We start from the raw sequence: 21,646 nt of genomic DNA on the forward strand, positions 1-21,646 counted from the left end.
TGCCGTCGCTGTCGGCGATCGCGGTATCGGCTGCATTTCTGAAGCCGTCGGTGCCGATTTCGGGGAGAGTCAGAGCAACGTTGCGGGCGTCGACGTCCCGTGGGGTGCGAGCCGGCGCGCCGGCTTTGGTTAGCAGATCACTGTCTGCATGGTGGGCGACGTGTGACTTCCGGTTGGAGGAATCGGCGCCACTCAGCCATCAGCGATTCGCGTTCACCTTGCGCCGGTTGCCCGACCACCTCGAAGGCGACTCGTGCGGCGAACGCGTCCTGGCCGGCGATGTGCTGGGCATGGCGGATCCACTTGCAGAACCGTCTCCATTCCGCTGGCGAACATGTGTCAACCCCTGCTCGACACCCATGCCGCAGGCCACGACGTCACCGGCCGGATCATCAATCCGAACGACGGCGGCCAATTCGGCGTTGGCTGGGACATTCGCATCGGCGACGGCATCCCACGACCAGAGAAAGCCCGCATATGAACGAAGAAGCCGCCGCACGAACCGACGACGAAGGCCGACCGTGCGCATGATCGCATTATGGTGCGCGTTCGCGGTGGTTGCCTCGCTGACCATCCTCCTCGATTCGTTTACACCCGGCGCGCCACATCTGCCGGTTCCGGTGTTGTTCGTCGCGTTCGTCGGGTCTTTCCGGCAGTTGTGATCACGGTCGGCAAGATCTTTCTCCGCCTATTCGAGGAGCCTGCCGCGATGATGGCTCCACGATTGGCCCGGCTGCTTCCGGCCGCGCTTCGGTGGGGCGCTCCGCTCGTCACCCTGGGCGCAGTCATTTCACTGTTCTGGCCGGCCCGAAGGTGCCCGACGGCGTCCCCGAGGCCACCCCGCCGGCTACATCATGGATACCCGCCACGGCGACTTTTCGATCAGTGCACATGATTACCTCCGTGCGCAGGTGCTGAATCAGAGGTTGTTCGCTGGAATCTCCATCGCGCTGAACACAGCCGCAGGCACCATCGCGTTTGCCCTGCGGCCACAACGCCGTTGAAAAAGACGAAATGTCGAGGTAGATAGGCTTGTGCAAAAGGTGGTCCAACGGCGGCTAGATTACGACTTTGCGAAGCGACGGGTGGCGTGCCTGGGGCCTGCGGTGGACGCTGTGGACCGATGCCGGTCTCCGATTGGACTCCATTGCTCGCAGAGCGCCCAATACGCCGCGACACTGCTTAACACTAACGTCGATGAAAAATGCGGCCTGGCCTGCACAATTTAACCCTGACCGACACTACGCGGCACTCGTTGACACGGCATTCCTGGGGATTAAAAGCCCGCGGGTTTGACCGCAGTGATCTTGAAACAGTCGTCGATTGCAGGGCTTCTACCTGCGGTTTTATCGAATTCAAGATCATGTTTGCGGTTGCTAACGGCCAGTCTGGGCTCTGTTGTGTCTCCGTTCTTCCTGCTGTGCTCACCGGGGCCAATTGCGCAGTCTGACCTGGTGTTTTGCTTCGTGGTGGTGGGCTTCGCCTGGCGTCGGTGCGGGCTGCATGAGGTTCGAGGTTTCGTGCAGGGCCATTCGGGTGATGGCTAAGTGAGCAGGGATGTCGACGCAGGCGGAACGACCGGGGTCAGTGCCGACAATCGTGATGGCTCGTTCCCGTTGCCGCCCGGCTCGGCGAACATCGACGACGCGTCTCAGCATGGCGTGTCGGCGGTGGTGACGGCGAAGCCCGCGCCGGCGCGATCCAATGCGAGATAGCCGAGCTCCGCACCAAGGCGGTGGAGCAACGCCTGCGCCTTTCTGGTCAGCGCGGAAGCGGGATTCATCACCGGCGCGGACCTGCTGGTCGACGGCGGCGTCACCGCCATCCGGGCGCGCGAAGCCCGCATGGCGATCGCGGGTTGACACCGCTGCGCGCGCCGCGAACGTGCTGTCCTCAGTGGACGTCCGCGGCCGCGCGTGCGGAGTCAGCCCTTGAGCAGGGCCAGAGCCATCACGATTCGCTGGATCTGGTTGGTGCCTTCGTAGATCTGGGTGATCTTGGCGTCGCGCATCATGCGTTCGACCGGGAAGTCGCGGGTGTAGCCGGCGCCGCCGAAGAGCTGGACGGCGTCGATGGTGACCTCCATAGCGATGTCGGACGCGTAGGTCTTCGCGGCGGACGCCATGAAGCCCGCGCGTTTGTCACCGCGTTCGGAAGCCGCGGCGGAAGCGTAGATGAGATGGCGGGCGGCTTCGATTTTCATACCCATGTCGGCGAGCATGAACTGCACGCCCTGGAACTCCGCGATCGTCTTCCCGAACTGGCGACGTTCCCTAACGTACGCAACGGCCGCGTCGAGAGCGCCCTGCGCGATGCCGAGCGCCTGAGCGCCGATGGTGGGGCGGGTGTGGTCCAATGTCGCGAGCGCGGTCTTCAACCCGGTGCCGGGTTCGCCGATGATGCGGTCGGCGGGGATGGCGCAGTTCTCGAAGTGAATCTCGCGGGTGGGGGAGCCCTTGATGCCGAGTTTTGCGTTCCTTCGAGCCGATGGAGAAGCCCGGGTCGTCTTTGTGGACGGCGACCGCGGAGATGCCGTTGGACTTCTTCGCAGCGTCGGGGTCGGTCACGGCCATGACGGTGTACCAGGTGGACTCGCCGGCGTTGGTGATCCAGGCTTTGGTGCCGTCGAGGATCCAGCGGTCGCCGTCGAGTCGAGCGCGGGTGCGCATGGACGCGGTGTCGGAGCCGGCTTCGCGTTCGGACAGGCCGTAGGAGGCCAGCGCACCGGCGGCGATGTCGGGCAGCACTTGCTGTTTGAGATCTTCCGAGGCGGACAGGATGATCGGCTGGGTCCCGAGCTTGTTCACCGCGGGGATCAGGGCCGCGGACGCGTCGACGCGCGCGACCTCTTCGATCACGATGCAGGCGCTGATGGCGTCAGCGCCCTGGCCGCCGTAGGCCTCGCCGACATGTACCGCGTTGAAACTCGACTTGTTCAGTGCCTCGACCGCTTCGGCCGGGAACCGCTCGTGCTCGTCGACCTCCGCCGCGTACGGCCCGATCTCCTTCTCCACCATCGCACGCACGGCGGTGCGCAGCTCCTCGTGCTCCACGGCGAGCTGGTACATCAGGCATCCTTCCTGTAGTCGTAGAACCCGCGACCGGATTTCTTGCCGTACAGCCCGGCGTCGACCATGCGCAGCAGCAGCGGAGGGGCGGCGTAGAGCGACTCCTTGAACTCCGCGTACATGGAGTCCGCGACAGCCTTGGTCGTGTCGAGCCCGATCAGATCGGTCAGCCGTAGGGGACCCACGCGGTTCCGAAGGCGATGCTGCCGATCACGTCGGTGGGCCAGTGGACGCCGAGGTACACCCGGGTCCACGCGATCGCCACCACGTAGGTGCCCGCGATGATCCACAGCGTCGCGCGCAGGACCGGCCGGTCGCGCAGCCGTTGCGCCGCGAGCCGGGCGAGCACGCCCGCGGCCAGGATCGCGTCCGAGGTGTGACCCGAAGGGAACGACTGGCCCGACGCGGCGGCGGCCCAGTCGGTCTCGGGCGGTCGCGGCCGCGCGATCAGCGCGGAGAGCCCGAACCGGCACAACACGCCCAACCCGACGACCCCGGTGACCATAGCGGCGCGCGCCAGTCGCGGACCGAGCGAGCCTTGCGTCAGCGCGATCGCGGCGAGGAACACCGCCGGCACGGCGAACGCCGAGGACGCCGTGCTCGTCAGGGTCGCAGCGAACGAGACCACCGCGACGGAGCGGTGGCCGGTCACCCACGCGTGCAAGCCCAGGTCGAATCCCTTCGTCCAGGGCAGGATCCCGGTCGCCGAGACCGTCAGCAGCAGAAAAACCAGTGTCGCGACCTCGGCGACGGCGGCCGGGGCGAGCACCCGGCCGCCGGTCTCCGGTTCCGCGGTTCCGTGCACGGCTCGACTGTAGGTTCCCCACGACTAACGGGAGGTTCGAGCGAGGTCAATGACTTCGCAAGCGGATTTAACCGGTCGCTAACCGTACGCTGACGGTCTGCTCAGCCACGCGCCGGTAGTTTGCGGTGGAAGAGACCCGGAGGCGCGAGTGCACGTCGTGATCGTCGATGACGAAGCCGCGCTGCGGGACTCGCTGTCGCGGACCCTGCGGTTCGAGGGCTACACGGTGTCGGTCGCGTCGGACGGGGCGCGCGGGCTGGAGCTGGTCAGGTCGCAGCGGCCGGACGGGGTGATCCTCGACGTGACCATGCCGGTCCTGGGCGGCATCGACAGCTGCCGGCTGCTGCGGGCCGAAGGAAACCACGTCCCGATCCTCATGCTCACGGCCCGCACTGGCGTGGACGACCGTGTGGCCGGCCTCGATGCCGGTGCCGACGACTACCTGGTCAAGCCGTTCGCGTTGCAGGAGTTGCTCGCCCGGGTCCGGGCCCTGCTGCGCCGCACGGACTACGCCGCCGCCGCGACGGAGCTCCCGCCCCCGCTGGCGTTCGCCGATCTGGTGCTGGACTCCTCGACCCGGGAGGTCACCCGTGGATCGCGGCCGCTTCGCCTCACGCGCACCGAGTTCTCGTTGCTGGAGACGTTCCTGCGCAACCCGCGCCACGTGCTGACCCGCGCGGTGATGTTCGAACAGGTGTGGGGGTACGACTTCGGTGCGGCGTCCAACGGCCTCGACGTCTACGTCGGTTCGCTGCGCCGCAAGCTCGAGGCCGGGGGAGAGCCGCGGCTGCTGCACACGGTGCGCGGCGTCGGCTACGTGTTGCGTGAGGACCCGTTGTGAAACGGCGGTTCCCGGACCTTACGTTGCGGGCCCGGCTGACCGTGCTCGTGGTGGCGGCGGTCGCGGTGGCCGTGGTCGCCGTCTCGCTCACCTCGTGGCTGGTGACGCAGGCGAGCCTGTACCGGCAGTTCGACGCGCAGTTGCAGGCCTACGCCCAGGTGGCCGCGAAATCCGCGTCGCCGGCCGACGCGCTGGCTACCTTGCGCGCGGCCGACCGTGACGGGCGCAGCGCGGACCCGGGTCACGGCGTCGGCCTCACCGTCCAGTTCCTCGACGCAGCGGGCGCGCCGACCGGGGCCGCCGGGGAGGTGAGCGCCTTTCCGGTCGGTGCGCAGGCGCGGCAGGTCGCGGCCGGGGTGATCTCGGTCGGCTCCGAGGTCGACAGGATCGGGTCGGACCGCTACCGCGTCTGGATCGCCGCGCGTCCGGCCGGCGGTGCGGTGCAGGTCGCCCGCGATTCGGAGGGGGTCGAGCACACTCTGGCCGACCTCGGGCTGTGGGAACTGCTGGTCGGTCTCGCCGGTGTCCTGGTCGCCGCGCTCATCGGCCGCGCGGTGGCGAAAACGGCGTTGCGTCCGGTCGACACGTTGACCGCGGCGGCCGGCGAGGTCGCGCGGACCCAGGCGCTGGCGGCCGAGATCACCGTGAAGGGCCGGGGTGAGCTGGCGAAGCTGGCCGAGTCGTTCAACGAGATGCTCGCCGCGCTGGCCACTTCGCGCGACGATCAGCGCCGCCTGGTCGAGGACGCCGGCCACGAGCTGCGCACGCCGCTGGCCAGCCTGCGCAACAACATCGAGCTGCTCATCCACGCGCAGACCCGGTCCGGGCTGCCGTCGGACGACCACGCTCGCCTGCTGGCCGACCTTGATACTCAGTCCGCCGAGCTCACCGACCTGGTCGGCGAGCTGGTCGAACTGGCGACGGGAGACCGTTCACCCGAAGACGTGGAAGACGTCGAGCTCGCCGACGTCGTGCGTACCGCGGTGGACCGGGCGCGGCCGCGAGCGACCGGGATCCGGTTCGCCCTGTCGGCCGAAGCCGCCGTGGTCCGGGGCGGGCCGGCCGCGCTCGAGCGCGCGGTGCTGAACATCCTGGGCAACGCCGCCAAGTGGAGCCCTGCCGGCGGCACCGTGACCGTCACCCTCACCGCCGAGCCGGGCGAGGCGCACCTGGTGGTGACCGACGAGGGCCCGGGCATCCCCGACACCGATCTGCCGCACGTGTTCGAACGCTTCTACCGGGCCGCGTCCGCCCGGGCACTGCCCGGCTCCGGGCTCGGGCTGGCCATCGTGCAGCAGGTCGTCCTGCAGCACCACGGACGGGTCACCGCGTCCAACGGCGACCGCGGCGGGGCTCGCTTCGAGCTGACCCTGCCATGCGCAGCACCCGTCCGCGGTTCTTAACCAAACCGGGCTCGATCTTCATCGTTTCCTCATTCAAGCTCACGATCGTGGGCCGAGTGACGACCACTTCGCCTCGGCCCGCTCGGATCAGCCCGATCGCGTGGACCGCGATCGGGCTGTGGACGGCGGCGTTGGCCCTGGTGGGCGGGCTGACCATCGGGTTCGCGGACCGCGTCGACCCGTTCCGTGACCCGGTGAGCGACTACGCGCTGCACCGCTGGGGCCGGGCCCTATTCACGATCGCGGTGCTGCTCGTGCTCGCCGGCGGGATCGCCCTCGTCGTGGCGGCCCATCTGGCGGGGCTGCCCCGCGACCGCGCCGTGTCCGTCCTCTTCGGACTGTGGGTGGCCGGGCTGTTCCTCGTCCTGCTTTTCCAAGAAAACCCCAGCACCACCGTCGTCACGGTGCACGGCGAAATCCATCGCTTCGGCGGCGCCGTGCTGTTCGCGTGCCTTCCGCTGGCCTGCCGGGCGCTGGTGCGGCTCCTGCGCGCTGACCCCCGATGGTCACGCCACGCGCAGCGGGTCCGCTCGTGCGGCCGGCTCGCCTTCGCCACCGCGGCGGCGTTCGGGATCGCACAGTTCGTCTCTGAGCTGCCCCAGGGACTGCTCGAACGAGGCGCGCTCGCCGGGGAGCTCGGCACCCTGGTGACCATCGCGCTCGTGGTGCGGACGGCGGCTCGATGACCCTCCTCGCCGTCGCCTTCGCCCTGCTCGGTGCCTGCTTCTTCGCCGGATCTGTTGCCTTGCAGCACAACGCCGTCCAGACTCGGAGCAGCGGCACGGGCCGGGTCAAGCTCGCGTGGCTGGCCCGGTCGCGGACGTGGCAGGCCGGGGTCCTCCTCGGAGTCACCGGCACCGCGCTACACCTGACCGCGCTGTCGCTCGCGCCCCTGGCCATCGTGCAGCCGCTCGGCGTACTCAGCCTCGTGCTGACCGTGCTCGCCGGGCACGGCGCGGTGACCTCACGCCGGATCCGCGTCGCCGCCGCGGTCGTGTGCGTCGCCGTCGCCGGGTTCGTGCTCACCTCGGCGTCCGCGCCGGCCCCGCACGCGCACATCACCACGAGCGCCGTTGTGCTCGCCGTGCTGGCCGGCCCGGCCGTGGCCGCGGCGGGGCTCGCCTGCAGGGGCCGCGCGCGCTGCCTCGGGCGCGCAGCCGCCGCGGCCGTGCTGTTCGGACTCAGCGCCGCGGTGATGCGGGCGGCCGCGCTCAGCCTGCCCCACCCGCTGACCGCGGCGGGATTCGCGCTCGCGGGCGGTGCGCTGATCGCCGGTGGCGGCTGGCTGCTCCAGCAAGCCCACGCCGCCGGGCCCACCGCCGTCGTGGTCGCCGCCACGACGGTGCTCGACCCCCTCACCGCCGTCGGCGCCGACCAGCTGCTCTACGGCGAAGCACCTCACCTCGTCCCGGCACTCGTCGCCGCACGCCTGGTCCTGGCGCTGGCCGCCGTGCTCGGCGTGCTCGTGCTGGCCGGTTCCCTCAGCGGTCCCTCCGAACATGACCTCTCCGAACATGACCTCTCCGAACACGGTCCTTCCGAAGACGACAAGGAATCTCAGATGCCCGACTCGCGCTCCGCCTCAGGTTTCCGGATCCTGCTCGGCGCCGACACGTTCCCGCCCGACATCAACGGAGCGGCCCACTTCACCGCCCGCCTCGCCCACGGCTTGGCCGGCCTCGGCCACGAGATACACGTGCTGCGGCCCCAGCCCCGCAGCGACGACTCGGACCACGGCCGACTCACCGTGCACGACGCGCGCGCCTTCGGGACGCCCTTCCACCCGACGTTCCGGGTCAGCACTCCCGGGGGTGCTCGCCGAGCCGCGGAGCAGGTGATGGATCGGGTCCGGCCCGACGTCGTCCACGTCCAATCCCACTTCTCCGTCGGGCGCGCCCTGCTGGCCGCCGCGCACCGCCGAGGCATACCGACCGTCGCGACCAACCACTTCATGCCCGAGAACCTTCTCGGCTACCTCCGGCTGCCGCAGTCGGTCCGGCGCGTGCTGATCCGCGTCGGCTGGCGCGACCTGGTTCGCGTGTACCGCACGGTCGGGACCGTCACGACGCCGACGCCGCGGGCCGCCGATCTGCTGGCGCGCAACGGACTCGAACGCCCCGTCAGCGTCATCTCGTGCGGGATCGATCTCGCCCACTACCTCGAGCGGGCCACGCCGGCGACGGGTGACGTCGCGGTCCTGTTCGTCGGCCGCCTCGACGCGGAGAAGAACGTCGACGAGCTCATCCGCGCCGTCGCCCGCGTGCCGCGGCTTCGCGCCGAGATCGTCGGCGACGGCTCTTGCCGCCCCGCGCTCACGAACCTCGCCGCGCAACTCGGTGTGGCCGACCGCGTGTGCTTCCACGGCTTCGTCCCCGACGCCGACCTGGTCCGCATCTACGCGTGCTGCCAGATCTTCTGCATGCCGGGCACTGCGGAACTGCAGAGCATCGCCACCATGGAAGCCATGGCCGCCGGCCTGCCCATCGTCGCGGCCGATGCGATGGCGCTGCCGCACCTCGTGCGCCCCGGCGTCAACGGCCACCTCTACCCACCCGGCGACATCGACGCCCTCGCCATCCGCCTCGACGAGCTGGCCGTCGCCCCAGGCGTCCGCGCGTCGATGGGCGCGGCCAGCCGTGCCCTGGTGGCACGGCACGACCTCGCCGACACCCTCGAGAGCTTCGTCTCCGTGTACCGCCACGCATGCGGAGTGGCGCAACCGGCGGAGACCGAGCTGCGCCAACCGTCTGTTGCGCAAAGCTCGTGACCACCGCCTGACCGATGTGACCAACGAGGCTGAATTCGAAGCTGCCGGGCTCGTCGAGACGTGGGCCGAGGCCGTCCTGCGGCAGGCCGAGCGCGACAACAGCGCTTGGGCTGATCTGAATCAGGCATGGGACCGCTTCGACCGCGCCGACGGTTGGAGTTCCGCGGGGGACGAACGATCGAAGGCATTCCGGCAGCTGTGGGCCGAAACTCATCTGCTTGTCTGGTCGGCTCGCCAGCTCGAATCCTGGGTTGCGCGGTTGGCGACGGAACGGGGCGAACCCGTGCCGACCGAGGACCCCTGGCTGAAAACTCTTCGAGACGCCTTGGAGCACCTCAACGAGGCCGAGGTCCGCGACGGGCACGCTGTTGCCGGGCAGGAAGCTGTTGACACCGTGGCGGCCGGGCGACGATGGCGCGGGCGCCGTGGCGTGCGTTGCTCGCGCTGCCCGGACGTTCCCTCGGGACCTCACTCGTAGACGATGGTCGGCTCTTCGGCCTCGTCGAGCCAGCACGGCTCGACCAGGCGGCGCGCGATGCGCTGGAGAAGATCGAGAGTGAGCGCCTCGACCAGGCTGCCGAGACCTGGATCGACGCACAGCCTGACTGATCGAGCTGGACCGCGACCGTCGATGAGCTGCGTGAACGGACCAGTCGAGACGCCGCTCCCGTGGATCATCGAATTCGGCCAGGGCACAGCAAAATCGCGGCCAATTCGGCTGCCGCGGGCTTCGGGCCCGGGCAGTCTCGAACCATGGCTGTTCCTGATTCGGCCCGTTCGGCACTCTCCCCGGTGGCACGTTTTCTTCGTCTGGTGCGCCCGGCCGTGCGGCGGCGGCCTTCGGTGCGGATCTGGGACCGGATCGAGGCGGTGCTGATCCTGGTGTTGAGCGCGGCGCTCTTCGGGTCGGTGCCGGTCTGCTTCGGGCTCGCTTCGTCGGTCTTCGCCGAGGATCGGGCGACGGATGCGCGGGCCGGGGTGCGCTACCAGGTCACGGCGAAGGTGTTCCCGGGCTCGGCTGCCCTGCAGACGGCCGGCAGCGAGGGCTTGCTCGGCACGCGCCGCGTCCGCGCAACGTGGACCGCGCCCGACGGGGCGGCCCGCGGAGGCGATCTCACGGTCGAGCTGAGCCCCGCTGGACCGCATGTGGTGAAGATCTGGGTTGACCGCCGGGGAGTGCAGCAGGCGGCGCCGCGGACCACCGCCGACCTGCTGTTCGGCGCGCTCATGTACGGCGTCGCGCTCGAGTTCTGCGTGGTCGTGGCGGTCGCGCTCGGGTACGCGACTGCGCGATGGTGGCTCGACCGTCTCCGCGCCCGGGGCTGGGACCGCGAGTGGCGGCGGCTCACCGGCGTCGGGAGGGACGCCTGATCACTCCGTAAAACGACAATGGTGTAGAAATACTACATTCCTGTCGAATATCTGGACTACCGCGGAAGGCGGTCTGCTGCATGAATCCGTTGAGCGCGACGTCGTGGCTCTCGAGCCTCGGCACGGCGGGGGTGTTTCTCGTCCTGTTCGCCGAAACCGGCCTGCTGATCGGGTTCTTCCTGCCCGGTGACTCACTGCTGTTCACTGCCGGGCTGTTCTGCACCACCAATGCCACGGCCACCGTCCACCTGTCCCTGCCGCTGGTGCTGGTGGCCGCGGTCGCCGGTGCGCTGCTCGGGGCGCAGACCGGGTTCGTGCTGGGTCGCCGCGGGGGACGGGCGCTGCTGGCGCGCACGAGCAACGCGCACCTGCACCGCGGGATGACCAGAGCCGAAGAGCTCTTCACCCGCTATGGCCACGCGAAAGCGATCGTGCTGGCCCGGTTCATCCCGGTCGTGCGCACCGTGCTGAACCCGCTCGCGGGCATCCTTGACGTCCCCACGCGCACGTTCACCTTGTGGCAGGTCCTCGGCGGGCTATTGTGGTCGGTCGGCGTCACGGTCGCCGGGTACCTTCTCGGTGCCAGTGTTCCCGGGATCGACCAGTACCTGCTGCCGATCATCGCGCTCGTGGTTATCGTCTCGCTGATCCCGCTGGCGCTCGAAGTGCTCCGGAGCCGCAAGCAGCGCCGCGGAGCCGGCTCCTGATGTTCCCGCCCCTCAGTACCTTCAGCACTGTCAGTAAAGGAAAAACGCGTTGAGCGCGATCGACCTTGGCCAGTCCGTGATCCTCGGGATCGTGGAAGGCCTGACCGAATTCCTGCCCGTGTCGTCGACCGGGCACCTAAAGATCGCCGAGGGGCTGCTCGGCATCCCGGTCGACGACCAGTCCGTGGTCGGATTCACCGCGGTGATCCAGGTCGGTGCCATCGCCGCGGTGCTGGTGTACTTCTTCCGCGACATCGTGCGGTTCGCCGCGGCGTGGGGCCGCGGGCTGGTCAACCCGCGGGCGCGCCAGGAGCACGACTACAAGTTCGCGTGGTGGGTCATCCTCGCGACAATGCCGATCGTCGTCGCGGGCCTGCTGTTCCAGTCGCTGGTGAAGGGGCCGCTCGCGTCGTTGTGGGTCGTCGCGATCTCGCTCATCGTCGGCAGCGGGATCATGGGGGCCGCGGATCGGTTCGGGACCGGCAAACGCGGTGAGGCCGAGTCCACCTTCGCCGACGCGATGCTGGTCGGCTCGTCGCAGATCCTCGCACTGCTCTTCCCTGGGTTTTCGCGCTCCGGCGCCACGATCTCGACCGGCCTGCTCCGCGGCCTGGACCGGGTCACCGCCACGCGGTTGTCGTTTTTCCTGTCGATCCCGGCGTTGACCGGAGCCGGGCTCTACGAGCTGAAGGACGCGCTCGGCGGCGGCGTCGACGTGCTGCCGCTCGTGGTCGGGACGGTCGTGTCGTTCGTCGTGGCGTACGCGGCGATCGCGTGGCTGCTCAAGTTCGTCGCGGCGCACACCTTCACGGCGTTCGTGATCTACCGCGTTGTCGTGGGGGTCGCGCTGCTGGCCGCGTTGGCGTCGGGCGTGTTGTCGGCCTAAGCGGAGTCGGACCGTGCGAAGCCCTCTGCGGCGAGCGCTTCGCGTGCGGCGGCGACGATGCTTTCGCCGTGGGCGAGCAGGTCGTTGAGGCTCCGCTCGCGCATGAGCGGAGCATCGCGAAGATCCCCGTCAGGCAACAGCTCGGCAACCCGCTGCACTGTATTCACCGCGTGCCACGCGGCCAGCGTCAACGGGCCAGGCGGTGGAGCGTCGTCGGCCGGCATCGACGGTCGGAGTTGCGCGGCGAGCCGGCCGGTCAGCTCGGACAGGCGCGCCGCGCGCGGCAGCTGGAGTTCGGGCATGGGCTCGTCTCCGTTGTGGCAGCGGGAAACCAGGTAGTGGCGGCAGTGTGACACGAGGCGGGTCAACCTCCGGCAAAATGTCTTACCATCCGTTTACCTATGTGGCCGGCGTTTGGCCGCACGAAGACGTTCCTGCCGCAAGGCGTCGATCTCGGGCAGGGGCAGCGCGGAGCGCGTCACGCCGAGAGCCCACGCCAGCAGCAGGTCGGCCAGTGCGGGGTTTCGGGCGAGGACCGGGCCGTGCAGGTAGGTGGCCAGGACACGGCCGGTGAGCGCGCCCTCTGTGCCGTCCCCGTTGCCGATGCCGGTCTGGACAGGGCCGAGCGCGCTGCTGCCGTTGCCGATCTGCGTGCGGCCGAGGTGGTTCTCGAAACCGGTAAGGGGTTCGGTGCCGAGCCGATCGGCGACGTCGACGACGACCTCGCCGACCGCGCGCTTGCTACCTGGAGCGGTGACTGCGTCGAGCAGGCCGAGCCCGGAGTGGGTCACACCGTCGGAGGTGGTGAACTTCGTGCCCAGTACTTGGAAGCCCGCGCACACCCCGAACACGACCGCGCCACGGGCCGCCGCGTGCTGCAATCCGGGATGGGTGCGGAGGTGGTGGACGGCGAGGGCTTGCGCGTCGTCTTCGCCGCCACCCAGCAGGTACAGATCGAGGGAGGACGGGACGGCGTCGCCGTGCCGGATGTCCACGACGGTGGCGGCGGTGCCGCGCCACTGCAGCCGGCGCTGGAGGACCTGGCCGTTGCCGCCATCGCTGTAGGTGCCCAGGATGTCGGGCAGCACCAGGCCGATGCCCAGCGTGGAGTCAGCCATCGCCGAGCTTCCGGTGCGCGTCGCGGAACGCCGTGTAGTTCGCGACGAGCTCGACGGGACCAGGTGGCAGGGCGCTGACCGCGGTGAGTGGCCGTCGGCACAGGGTGTGCTGCACGTCGGCGTAGGTCAGGCGCACCGCGACGTCGGTCGCCCGCTCGCCGGCGGCGACGACGTGGCGCCCGCGCAGCTGCTCGAAGGGCACGTCCCACAGCCACGACGTGTCGCGTCCGTCGGCCTGGCCGCTGTTGACCGCGATCACCACGGAAGCCCACGGATCGATCAGCGGCAGTGTTTCGCGCCAGCCCGCGGGGTTTTTCGCCAGCAGGAGCCGCACGGCGTGTCCGCTCACGTCGGCGCGGCGGTAGCGGCCGGCGACGTCGTCGATCGTGCGCAGCCGAACCGCGGCGACGTTCGGCGACACGCCGAAGTGCTCGGCAGTGGCGACCGCGACGGCGGCGTTGGCGGCGTTCGCCCGGCCAGGCAACCGGAGGTCGAGCGTGACGCTCGTGCCCCGCGCGTTTTCCAAGGTGTTGCCGTGCAGAGTCCACAGTGGATCAGGCCGGGTCAGGCCGCACGTGCAGCACCATCCGCTCGGGGTGTGGAGGACGGCTTGGCCACAGCGAGCGCAGGTCACCGCGTCGGCGTGCCAGTCCTGTCCCGCTCCGACCCAGAGCGGCCGCGTGGAGGCGAGCGTGGCCGAGGTGACGAGCGGGTCGTCGCAGTTAGCGATCACCGTCGTGCCCGGCAGGGCGGCGACGAGCGCCCGCAGTTCCCGCTCGAGCGTGCGCACCTCGCCGACCCGGTCGAGCTGGTCCCGGCTGAGGTTGAGCAGGATCAGGCACGCCGGGCGTACTTGCGCGGCGACGGCCGGGGCGTAGTTCTCGTCGATTTCGAGCACCGCGATAGGCGCGTGAGGTTTCGCCACCAGGGCGGCGGTGACCCCGTCGGGCATGTTCGCCCCGTTGCCGTTTCGGGCCACCTCGCCGAGCGTCTCGAGAATGCGGCTGAGCATCAGCGCGGTGGTGGTCTTGCCGTTGGTGCCGGTCACCAGCACCACCGTGCGGTCGCGGGCAAGGTTCCGCAATGCGTCAGGGTCCAGCCGCAGCGCGACGCGCCCGCCGATGATGCCGCCCGACCCCAACCGCAGAAGACGGGAGACCGCCGCGGTAGACCGGGCGGCGGCGACCGCAAGCCGGGTACGCGCCGGCAGCCGCCCCGGACCCGGGGACACCCGGGCTCGCGCGGTGAGAGTGGCTGGTGGACTCGGGCTCTCCACGGGAACTCCTTCACACGGTGGACGAATCGCGGCCACCTTCGTCGCAGTGTCCTGTGAGGACGCTGAGCGCGCCCACAAGCCGACGGTAGGCCGAGGCAGCCCAGGGAACGGTTCGAGCAGGGTTAACCGATTGCTGTCTTATATTTTCACGGTGGACACGGCTAATGGGACGCAAGAACTTTTTTGCCCGCGTCTTACCCGGACCCTGGTTGGCTGAGATTTGCCGAATCACTGAGGGGGCCGCCGTCTATATGGGCCGAGGGCGTGCCGAACTACTTCGTGGGCGGGCAACACCCAGCAGAACCTCGTCACGCAGTTCGAAGCGGTGCAAGGCGGCCTCGCCGGTGAACCCCTGGCCGACTACCTGCGCCCCCTTCGGCGGCGGCTACTTCTTCACCCTGCCCGGCGCGCGGGACGACCACGACTGGTACGGCAGTGGACTGCTCTCCTGAGTCGTCAGCACCCCTCGGTAGAGCGCGAGCAATCCGTGGGTCGCGGTGTCCCAGCCGGACTCGGCGGCGTGGCGGCGGGCCTCGGCGCGATGGTCGTCGTTGAGGAGCGCACGGGCGCAGGCGGGCAGATCGACGGGCCGCTCGACGGGGAAGAACCGCGCGGCGGTGGTGCCGAAGAGCGTGGTGCGGGCGGCCGGGCTATCGGCGGCGAGGACGGGCAGCCCGCTGGCGAGGGCTTCCACGAGGACGAGGCCGAGGGTGTCGGTGGTGGAGGGAAAGACGAACAAGTCGGCGGAACGGTAAGCCTCGGCGAGTGCGTCGCCGTGGAGCATGCCGGTGAACACGGTGTCCGGCGGCAGGGTGCGCTCGAGCTGAGCCCGGGCCGGGCCGTCGCCGACGAGCACGAGCCGGAAGCCGCCGGCCGGCGTGGCGAGCGGGGCGAGACGCTCCAGGCCCTTTTCGGCGGCCAGACGGCCCACGTAGAGCGCGACGGGCCGACCCGCACGCCGAGGGCCGGGGGCGGGGTGGAACCGCCGGAGGTCGACGCCGCGGGGCCAGAGGCGCACATCGGTGATGCCATGGCCGGCGAGGTCGTCGACGGACGCGGTGGAGGTAGCGAGGTTGAGGTGCGCACGGCCGTGCAGGGCGCGCAGCAGGGACCAGATCAGCGGTACGGCGGCGCCGAGCTGGTAGTGACGGGCGTAGCGGGCGATATCGGTGTGGTACGAAGCCACGATCCGCCGGTGCTGCCGGCGCGCGGCGAGCAGCCCGGCCGCGCCGAGCAGCACGGGGTTCACCAGGTGGACCACGTCGGGGTCGAACTCACGCAGGTAGCGGCCGACGCGGGGAAGCGGCAGGCCCCACCGCTTGCCCCCGTAGAGGAACGTCGCGCCGACCGTCGGCACGGTGCGCACCGTCGCACCGGTCAGTGTCGAGCCGGGACCCTCCGGCGCGATCACCAGCACGTCATGACCGGCCGCGTGCAGCTCGCGCACCGTGGCCACCAGCCTTGTCACGATGCCGTCGACGGAGGGCAGCCACGTCTCGGTCACCAAGGCCACGCGCATCCCGGACCTACCGGTTCCGCGGGACGGATCCGGAGCCGGTCGCGGCGAGACAACCGACGAGCGCGGCGATCACGAGCAGCAGCACGAGACTGACGGGTCCGGTTCCCAGGCCCACCCCGCCTCGGTCAGGCCCCACACCGAACCAGTCCGCAAAGGAGGCACCCAGCGGCCGCGTGAGGATGTACGCCGCCCAGAACGTGCCGACACGGCTCACGCCGGGGAACCGGGTCGCGATCGCAGGGAGGGCGATGACCACGGCGAACCCGATCCCGGAGCCGAGATACCCAAGGTGCAATGTCGTCGCGGTCAGATCGCCCACGGCGGTGCCCAGCGCGAAGGTCGTGCCGACGGCGAGCCAGTAGAAGAACTCGCGGCGCGGCGTGCGGATCTCGTGGATCGACAGCGTCTTCTCGAACCGGTGCCACAGCAGGAAAACCGCGCCTAGCGCGACCGCGAAGACCGCCGTCGACACCGCGTATTGCACGCCCAGGCCCACGTGGGCGACGTCGGCCGCCATGGTCCCGAACACGCTGACCAGCAGCACGGTCGTCCAGTACAGCGCCGGACGATAGGAACGCGCGCGAAACTGCGCGACGAGGGACACGGCCAACGCCAGGCCGGCCAGCGCCACCGCGATCACCGGGTCGATCAGGTGCGCGAGGAAGTCGCTCGTCGTCTCCCCGACACCGGTCGTGAGTACCTTGATGATCCAGAAGAGGGCGGTGACCGCCGGGACCTTCGAGGCTCCGCGCTCGCGGGTGTGGCGCGCACCGTCGCTCAGTTCCGCTGCCGTCATGGGGAAATTCTCGCATTCCCCAACGCCGGCGGTGCGATCGGAATGAATGTTCCGGCGGTGTCCCGGTTGCTTGTTTTGCCGGTATTCTTCTTGCCATTGAATGGCAGTCCGTAAACCTCGCGCTAACCTTCGGCGCTGTACTGTGCAGCGTCATTCCTATTGGTGTGTCAGGAAGCTCAGTTCACTCGATGTTCTTCCTCAGGTTTCCAGGAATCCGTTTCGGAAGCCTGGAATACCCCGTGCGCCGCCGACTTCGGCCGCGCAACACCAGGGAAGATTCGTGTCGAGAAACCGCACACCGTTGTTCGCCCTTCTCGCAGCCGCGGGATTGTTCGCCACCGCCGCGCCCGCGGCGGTGGCGCAGCCGGGGCAGTCGGGTCAGCAGCACGTCCTGCTCGTCTCGGTCGACGGCATGCACCAGTCGGACCTCGTCTGGTACACCGCGACCCATCCGCATTCGGAGCTGGCGAACCTGCTCGCGCACGGCACGCAGTACACGCACGCGAGCACCCCGGTTCCCTCGGACTCGTTTCCCGGCATGGTCGGCCAGCTCACCGGCGGCAACCGCGCGACCACCGGCGTGTACTACGACGCCACCTACAACCACGCCCTGCTGCCGGCCGGCACCACCCAGTGCGCCGGGGCGAAGCCGGGCGCGGTGGTCGACTACACCGAAGACCTCGACCGCGACAAGAACGCCCTTGACGCCGGGCAGGGCGTGGGCGGCCTGCCTGACGGCGTGCTGGCGATGACCGGGGACCCGCGCACGCTCATCGACCCGGCGAAACTGCCGGTCGACCCGCAGACGTGCCAACCCGTGTACCCGCACCAGTACCTGCGGGTCAACACGGTGTTCGAGGTGGCCCGCCAGGCGGGGGTGCGCACCGCGTGGTCGGACAAGCACCCCGCCTACGAACTGCTCAACGGCCCGTCCGGCACCGGCATCCAGGACCTGTTCACGCCCGAGATCAACAGCCAGGTGCCCGGCGCACCGTCCGGATCGGACTGGACCACCGACAACGCCGCGACCCAGCGCTACGACGCCTACAAGGCCCGCGCGGTGCTCAACGAGATCGACGGCTACGACCACAGCCGCACCACGAAGGTCGGCACTCCCGCGGTGTTCGGCCTCAACTTCCAGTCGGTGTCCACCGCGCAGAAGCTCCCGGTCTCCGGCGGCCAAGCGGGCGGCTATCTCTCCGGTGGCGCCCCTGGGCCCGTCGTGCGCTCGGCGCTCGACTTCGTCGACCGGCAGCTCGGCGCGTTCGCCGCCGAGCTCAAGCGGCGCGGCATTGACCGGAGCACCACCATCGTCCTGTCCGCCAAGCACGGCCAGTCGCCGATCGACCCGAACGCGCTGACCCGCATCGACGACGATGCCCTGCTCGACGGGCTCAACGCCGCCTGGCGCGCCGCGCACCCGGGGGCGGCCGACCTCGTGGCCCAGTCGACCGACGACGACGCGATGCTGCTGTGGCTCACCAACCGATCGGCCGCGGCCACGACGTTCGCGAAGAACTACCTCCTGGCCCAGTCCGGCACGGGCAACGGGGCCACCGGCGCGGTGAAACCGTTTGTCCACTCCGGACTGGCGACCGTCCACGCGGGAGCCGACGCCGCTCGCTACTTCGGCGTGCGCCCCGGCGACGACCGGGTGCCCGACCTCGTCGGTCTGACGGTGCCCGGCGTCGTCTACACCGGCGGGCAATCGAAGATCGCCGAACACGGCGGCGCTGCCGCCGACGACCGGTCCGTCCCCCTGGTCGTCAGCGGCACCGGCCGTGGCCAGGTGATCGGCGGTGCCATCGAGACGACGCAGATCGCGCCGACCATACTGCGGCTGCTGAACCTCGACCCCCGCTCGCTCGCCGCCGTGCGTGCCGAAGGAACCCGCGTGCTCCCTGGGCTCGACCGGCACTGACGTCGACGGTCCTCGCCCCGGTGGCAGTCCGGGGTGGGGGCCAACCCGGCGAACCGGACGCGCGCACCCAGAAAGCCCTTCCATCTACATGAATGTAGATTTACTACGTGCCTGTAGATACTCTGGAAGGCGTGCGCATGGAGCGTGTGGTGATCGTGTCGGCTCGGATCGGGGCCGGGCACGATGGTGCGGCGAAGGAGCTGGCCCGGCTGCTGGGGGAGCGCGGCACCTCATCGGAAGTCGTGGACTTTCTGGACCTGCTGCCCGGACGGCTCGGCCGGATTCTGTGCGGTGCTTACCATCGGCAGCTGCAGGTCGCTCCGCGCAGCTGGGACTGGTTGCTCGGCGCGCTCGGTTCGCCCGGCCCGGCCTCGGCGGCGCACCGGTTCGCGGGGCTCGCGGTCGAGAACCTCGCCGATGCCGTGGCCGGGGCCCAGTTGGTTGTGTCGACGTACCCGCTTGCGACGCTCGCTGCCGGGCGGCTGCGAGCACAAGGGCGGCTTGCGCAGGGGCTGGTGGCGTACCTGACGGACCCCTCCGTGCGCCGCCTGTGCGTGAGCCCGTGGGCCGATCTGGTCGTGGCGCCCAACGCTCTCGCGGCCGAGCAGGCACGGGCGCTCGGTGCCGTTCGCACGGTGGTGCGGCAACCGTTGGTCGCGCCCGCGTTCCGGCCGGTTGCCGGGGCAGCCGAAAAGGCCCTGCTCCGCGTGGCACATGGTCTTCCTGGGGACCGCGCGCTCGCCCTCGTCGTCTCGGGCTCCTGGGGTGTCGGCGAAGTCGAACGCACAGTGGGCGACTTGCGGGCCGAAGGCACGGTCGAGCCCGTGGTCGTCTGCGGCCGCAACGACGCGCTGCGGCACCGGCTCGAGAGGGCGGGGGTCCGGCAGGTGTTCGGCTGGGTCGACGACATGGCCGGCCTGATGCGCGCCTGCGATGTGGTAGTCCAGAACGCGGGCGGGCTCACCACGTCGGAGGCGCTCGCCACCGGCCTGCCCGTGCTGACCTACCGTTGCCTGCCCGGGCACGGCCGCGCGAACGCCGCGGTGCTGGACCAGGCCGGCACCGTGCCGTGGGTGCGGTCGCCGGATGCGCTCGGCGCGGCCCTGCACGCGGCTCTGCAGCCGGTACCGCCGGTGTTCGATGCCATCGCGCCCATCGAGGTGGCGGGATGATGCGTGCCGCCGCTGTGGCGGCGGCGGTCGCGGCGCACGCCGGGCCGGCCGCGCTGTTCCTGCCGCCGGTGCGCGCGGCACTCGCGCCCGCGCTGGCCGGTCTCGGCGATCCCGGCCACGTCGCCCTCACCTTCGACGATGGGCCGCACCCGCGGTCCACCCCGCATTTCCTGTCGCTGCTGACCCGGACCGGCACGCGGGCAACGTTCTTCGTGCTCGGTCGCGAACTCGCCCGCGCCCCGGAACTCGGCCGCGAGATCGTCGCGGCCGGGCACGAGCTCGCGGTACACGGCTGGGACCACCGCTGCTTTCTGCGCCGATCCCCGTCCGCTCTGCGCGATGATCTGGCCCGCACGATGGATCTGATCGGCTCCGTGACCGGGGAACGGCCGCGCTGGCTGCGCGCTCCGTACGGCGTGTTCTCCTCCGGCGCACTGCTGACCGCGCGCACCCTGGACCTGCGTCCGGTGCTGTGGACGGCCTGGGGCTTCGACTGGACCGGCAACGCCACCTCGGAGTCAGTGGCCGCGAACGTCCACAAGGGACTTCGCGGCGGTGGCACGATCCTGCTGCACGACTCCGACACCGAAGCCGCGGTCGGCGCGTGGCGCTCAGCCCTCGGCGCACTCCCGGCGATCCTGGCGGACTGCGGTGAGCGAGGCCTGACCGTGGGGCCGCTTCGCGAGCACGGGGTGGGCCGCGCACGACGCCAGCTGGGCGGCTTCGATGTCGGAGTGCAACGTGATCGCCGCCTGGGCTCCGGCCCCGGCCGACCAGGCAGCGCCGGCCAGTACGACCGCCACGGCGACGGCTGTGAGCCCGCGCCCGCGCACACCCAGTGATGGCGGGGCATCGTCAAGCAGCGCACGCACCCGTCGGGGCACCGGGCCGCCGCCCGCGGCGAGCGCGTAGGACGCCGGTCTCCTGTCCGCCAGCGCCGCCTTCGCCACCGCGGTCGCCACCACCCGTCGATTGCCCACACCAGTGGCCGCGGCCTCGTCGGCCCAGCGTTCCATGGCAAATCGCGCCGCCGTCGTGAGAGGACGAACGAACGGGTTGAGTGCGCCCGCGAGGACTCCCGCGGCGGAGTAGCGCGGGTGCCGCAGCCGCAGGTGAGCACGTTCGTGATGGAGCAACGCGGCCCGCTCGTCCGCCGACAGCGCGCTGAGCATGCCCGTGGACACAGCGATTCGGCCGCCACGACCGGCGATCGCGAACGCCACCGGGTCCGCGCCGGGCAAGACCACGACGCCGCCATCGCTCGAATACTCGTCCAGCTCGGCGTGTACCCGCCGGTACCAGCGCCAGTGACCCGACGCGGTTCGTCCGAGGGCCACGACGGCTCCGATCAGCAGTACTCCGCAGGCGATCGCCAGCGGCATGTCGGAGCCGGCGATCGCGCTCAGCGAGGCGGGGGAGAAGTCACCGAACTCGGCCACCGCGGGTACGAGCGACAGCCCCGCGACCGTGCCCAGTGCCAGCGCGCACGTGCTTCCGGCCGCGAAGACCACGGCCAGGAACGTCAGCAGCCGCGCGCCGTGTTGCGGGGCCAGCCGCGGCGCCAGCCATCGGGCCACCGGCCACGAGGCCAGCGGCACCAGCAGCGGAACCAACACGCCCGGGTACATCGATCACGTGCCTTCGCGGTCGCCCTGCAAGAGCTGCCGCAGCGCTTGTTCGTCGCCGGGTGGCAGGTTCGAGACGAACCGGGCCAGCACGCTTTCCCGGTTGTCCTCGCTGTCGAGTACCGCCCGCATCCGCCGGGCTGCCAGGCCGGGGGCGTCATCGACGGGGTGGTACGCGAACATCCGGCCTTGCTTCTCCCGGGCCAGCACACCCTTCTCGTGCAACCGGGACAGGATCGTCACCACGGTCGTGTAGGCCAGGCTGTCGTCGTCGAGCCATTGCCGGACGTCCGCTGCCGACGCGGGCTGATCGTGCTGCCACAGCACGGCCAGCACCTCGGCCTCCAGTTCACCTGGTCCTCTGCGCATGG

General features: G+C 70.2%; 21 protein-coding genes and 3 pseudogenes. 13 read left to right on the plus strand and 11 right to left on the minus strand.

The features are described from left to right. Positions 1 to 227 precede the first annotated feature (227 nt). Entirely contained in the window at positions 228 to 662 is a 435-nt protein-coding gene (locus tag AB0383_RS19250; protein ID WP_366188062.1) for a hypothetical protein, read from the plus strand. Between the two features lie 1,095 nt (positions 663 to 1,757). Beyond that, positions 1,758 to 1,862, plus strand: coding sequence for a hypothetical protein (locus AB0383_RS19255; RefSeq protein WP_366188077.1), 105 nt, complete (start codon positions 1,758 to 1,760; stop codon positions 1,860 to 1,862). Positions 1,863 to 1,924: 62 nt separating this feature from the next. Here the strand turns inward: AB0383_RS19255 and AB0383_RS19260 are convergent. From AB0383_RS19260 to AB0383_RS19270, 3 genes and pseudogenes are all read right to left on the minus strand, one after another. Further along, positions 1,925 to 3,068, minus strand: a pseudogene (locus AB0383_RS19260) (acyl-CoA dehydrogenase family protein). Beyond that, positions 3,068 to 3,253, minus strand: a pseudogene (locus AB0383_RS19265) (3-hydroxyacyl-CoA dehydrogenase family protein); the annotation flags it as partial. The pseudogenes AB0383_RS19265 and AB0383_RS19260, both read right to left, overlap by 1 nt. After that, the gene (locus tag AB0383_RS19270) at positions 3,235 to 3,573 is read right to left on the minus strand and encodes a phosphatase PAP2 family protein (protein WP_366188078.1); all 339 of its coding nucleotides are present in this window, start codon (positions 3,571 to 3,573) and stop codon (positions 3,235 to 3,237) included. The pseudogene AB0383_RS19265 and the gene AB0383_RS19270, both read right to left, overlap by 19 nt. 448 nt (positions 3,574 to 4,021) lie before the next feature. Here AB0383_RS19270 and AB0383_RS19275 point away from each other — a divergent pair, with 448 nt between their 5' ends. From AB0383_RS19275 to AB0383_RS19295, 5 genes are read left to right on the plus strand one after another with little or no spacing between them, the layout of a single operon-like run. Beyond that, a complete protein-coding gene (locus tag AB0383_RS19275; RefSeq protein WP_364179673.1) occupies positions 4,022 to 4,714 on the plus strand; it encodes a response regulator transcription factor in 693 nt (230 codons plus the stop codon). After that, the gene (locus tag AB0383_RS19280) at positions 4,711 to 6,117 is read left to right on the plus strand and encodes an ATP-binding protein (RefSeq protein WP_364179671.1); all 1,407 of its coding nucleotides are present in this window, start codon (positions 4,711 to 4,713) and stop codon (positions 6,115 to 6,117) included. Before AB0383_RS19275 ends, AB0383_RS19280 begins: the two co-directional genes overlap by 4 nt. A 56-nt stretch (positions 6,118 to 6,173) precedes the next feature. Then, a complete protein-coding gene (locus AB0383_RS19285; RefSeq protein ID WP_364179669.1) occupies positions 6,174 to 6,803 on the plus strand; it encodes a DUF998 domain-containing protein in 630 nt (209 codons plus the stop codon). Beyond that, positions 6,800 to 8,884 (plus strand): glycosyltransferase, encoded by a 2,085-nt coding sequence (locus tag AB0383_RS19290; RefSeq protein ID WP_366188063.1) that lies wholly within the window; start codon positions 6,800 to 6,802, stop codon positions 8,882 to 8,884. The genes AB0383_RS19285 and AB0383_RS19290 overlap by 4 nt, the downstream gene beginning before the upstream one ends. A 16-nt stretch (positions 8,885 to 8,900) precedes the next feature. Next, on the plus strand, positions 8,901 to 9,362 hold the full coding sequence (locus AB0383_RS19295; protein WP_364179665.1) for a hypothetical protein: 462 nt from the start codon (positions 8,901 to 8,903) through the stop codon (positions 9,360 to 9,362). On the opposite strand, the gene AB0383_RS19300 is transcribed toward AB0383_RS19295, so the two are convergent. Then, entirely contained in the window at positions 9,353 to 9,562 is a 210-nt protein-coding gene (locus AB0383_RS19300) for a hypothetical protein (RefSeq protein ID WP_364179663.1), read from the minus strand. The two genes, AB0383_RS19295 and AB0383_RS19300, sit on opposite strands and share 10 nt — an antisense overlap. Positions 9,563 to 9,637: 75 nt before the next feature. Between AB0383_RS19300 and AB0383_RS19305 the strand changes: the two genes are divergently transcribed. From AB0383_RS19305 to AB0383_RS19315, 3 genes are all read left to right on the plus strand, one after another. Further along, the gene (locus AB0383_RS19305; RefSeq protein WP_364179661.1) at positions 9,638 to 10,255 is read left to right on the plus strand and encodes a hypothetical protein; all 618 of its coding nucleotides are present in this window, start codon (positions 9,638 to 9,640) and stop codon (positions 10,253 to 10,255) included. 80 nt (positions 10,256 to 10,335) lie between these two features. Beyond that, complete coding sequence (locus AB0383_RS19310) at positions 10,336 to 10,962, plus strand: DedA family protein (RefSeq protein ID WP_364179660.1); 627 nt, start codon at positions 10,336 to 10,338, stop codon at positions 10,960 to 10,962. A gap of 49 nt (positions 10,963 to 11,011) precedes the next feature. Then, positions 11,012 to 11,848 (plus strand): undecaprenyl-diphosphate phosphatase, encoded by an 837-nt coding sequence (locus tag AB0383_RS19315; protein WP_364179658.1) that lies wholly within the window; start codon positions 11,012 to 11,014, stop codon positions 11,846 to 11,848. Here AB0383_RS19315 and AB0383_RS19320 read toward each other — a convergent pair. From AB0383_RS19320 to AB0383_RS19340, 5 genes are all read right to left on the minus strand, one after another. Beyond that, positions 11,845 to 12,150, minus strand: a complete 306-nt coding sequence (locus tag AB0383_RS19320) for a hypothetical protein (RefSeq protein ID WP_364179656.1) — start codon at positions 12,148 to 12,150, stop codon at positions 11,845 to 11,847. The genes AB0383_RS19315 and AB0383_RS19320 overlap by 4 nt on opposite strands. 93 nt (positions 12,151 to 12,243) lie before the next feature. Continuing rightward, positions 12,244 to 12,966 carry a glutamine amidotransferase gene (locus tag AB0383_RS19325; protein WP_364179654.1) on the minus strand — a complete coding sequence of 241 codons (723 nt, stop codon included), beginning with the start codon at positions 12,964 to 12,966 and terminating at the stop codon, positions 12,244 to 12,246. Then, positions 12,959 to 14,050: a MurT ligase domain-containing protein gene (locus AB0383_RS19330; protein ID WP_364179652.1), complete on the minus strand. Its 1,092-nt coding sequence runs from the start codon at positions 14,048 to 14,050 to the stop codon at positions 12,959 to 12,961. Before AB0383_RS19330 ends, AB0383_RS19325 begins: the two co-directional genes overlap by 8 nt. Positions 14,051 to 14,627: 577 nt before the next feature. Then, positions 14,628 to 15,761: a glycosyltransferase family 1 protein gene (locus AB0383_RS19335; RefSeq protein WP_364179650.1), complete on the minus strand. Its 1,134-nt coding sequence runs from the start codon at positions 15,759 to 15,761 to the stop codon at positions 14,628 to 14,630. Positions 15,762 to 15,768: 7 nt separating this feature from the next. Beyond that, complete coding sequence (locus AB0383_RS19340) at positions 15,769 to 16,557, minus strand: hypothetical protein (protein WP_366188064.1); 789 nt, start codon at positions 16,555 to 16,557, stop codon at positions 15,769 to 15,771. 280 nt (positions 16,558 to 16,837) lie between these two features. Here AB0383_RS19340 and AB0383_RS19345 point away from each other — a divergent pair, with 280 nt between their 5' ends. The 3 genes and pseudogenes from AB0383_RS19345 to AB0383_RS19355 all read left to right on the plus strand — a co-directional run. Continuing rightward, a complete protein-coding gene (locus AB0383_RS19345) occupies positions 16,838 to 18,478 on the plus strand; it encodes an alkaline phosphatase family protein (protein WP_364179646.1) in 1,641 nt (546 codons plus the stop codon). A gap of 107 nt (positions 18,479 to 18,585) precedes the next feature. Next, complete coding sequence (locus tag AB0383_RS19350; protein WP_366188065.1) at positions 18,586 to 19,650, plus strand: glycosyltransferase; 1,065 nt, start codon at positions 18,586 to 18,588, stop codon at positions 19,648 to 19,650. After that, a pseudogene (locus AB0383_RS19355) lies at positions 19,650 to 20,105 on the plus strand (polysaccharide deacetylase family protein); the annotation flags it as partial. The gene AB0383_RS19350 and the pseudogene AB0383_RS19355, both read left to right, overlap by 1 nt. A gap of 156 nt (positions 20,106 to 20,261) precedes the next feature. Here the strand turns inward: AB0383_RS19355 and AB0383_RS19360 are convergent. Both AB0383_RS19360 and AB0383_RS19365 read right to left on the minus strand, forming a co-directional pair. Further along, entirely contained in the window at positions 20,262 to 21,278 is a 1,017-nt protein-coding gene (locus tag AB0383_RS19360; RefSeq protein ID WP_364179644.1) for a M56 family metallopeptidase, read from the minus strand. A gap of 3 nt (positions 21,279 to 21,281) precedes the next feature. Next, on the minus strand, positions 21,282 to 21,644 hold the full coding sequence (locus tag AB0383_RS19365; RefSeq protein ID WP_366188066.1) for a BlaI/MecI/CopY family transcriptional regulator: 363 nt from the start codon (positions 21,642 to 21,644) through the stop codon (positions 21,282 to 21,284). Between the last annotated feature and the right edge of the window lie 2 nt (positions 21,645 to 21,646).

Origin of the sequence: Amycolatopsis sp. NPDC051373 (assembly GCF_040689465.1) — a bacterium.
Classification (GTDB): domain Bacteria; phylum Actinomycetota; class Actinomycetes; order Mycobacteriales; family Pseudonocardiaceae; genus Amycolatopsis.

What these genes read in the sequence shown, in the direction of transcription:
- AB0383_RS19320 (WP_364179656.1), bottom strand. Translation starts at nt 12,150, where the DNA reads ATGCCCGAACTCCAGCTGCCGCGCGCGGCGCGCCTGTCCGAGCTGACC.
- AB0383_RS19340 (WP_366188064.1), bottom strand. Translation starts at nt 16,557, where the DNA reads ATGACGGCAGCGGAACTGAGCGACGGTGCGCGCCACACCCGCGAGCGC.
- AB0383_RS19360 (WP_364179644.1), bottom strand. Translation starts at nt 21,278, where the DNA reads ATGTACCCGGGCGTGTTGGTTCCGCTGCTGGTGCCGCTGGCCTCGTGG.
- AB0383_RS19325 (WP_364179654.1), bottom strand. Translation starts at nt 12,966, where the DNA reads ATGGCTGACTCCACGCTGGGCATCGGCCTGGTGCTGCCCGACATCCTG.
- AB0383_RS19290 (WP_366188063.1), top strand. Translation starts at nt 6,800, where the DNA reads ATGACCCTCCTCGCCGTCGCCTTCGCCCTGCTCGGTGCCTGCTTCTTC.
- AB0383_RS19300 (WP_364179663.1), bottom strand. Translation starts at nt 9,562, where the DNA reads ATGATCCACGGGAGCGGCGTCTCGACTGGTCCGTTCACGCAGCTCATC.
- AB0383_RS19270 (WP_366188078.1), bottom strand. Translation starts at nt 3,573, where the DNA reads ATGGTCACCGGGGTCGTCGGGTTGGGCGTGTTGTGCCGGTTCGGGCTC.
- AB0383_RS19310 (WP_364179660.1), top strand. Translation starts at nt 10,336, where the DNA reads ATGAATCCGTTGAGCGCGACGTCGTGGCTCTCGAGCCTCGGCACGGCG.
- AB0383_RS19305 (WP_364179661.1), top strand. Translation starts at nt 9,638, where the DNA reads ATGGCTGTTCCTGATTCGGCCCGTTCGGCACTCTCCCCGGTGGCACGT.
- AB0383_RS19335 (WP_364179650.1), bottom strand. Translation starts at nt 15,761, where the DNA reads ATGCGCGTGGCCTTGGTGACCGAGACGTGGCTGCCCTCCGTCGACGGC.
- AB0383_RS19365 (WP_366188066.1), bottom strand. Translation starts at nt 21,644, where the DNA reads ATGCGCAGAGGACCAGGTGAACTGGAGGCCGAGGTGCTGGCCGTGCTG.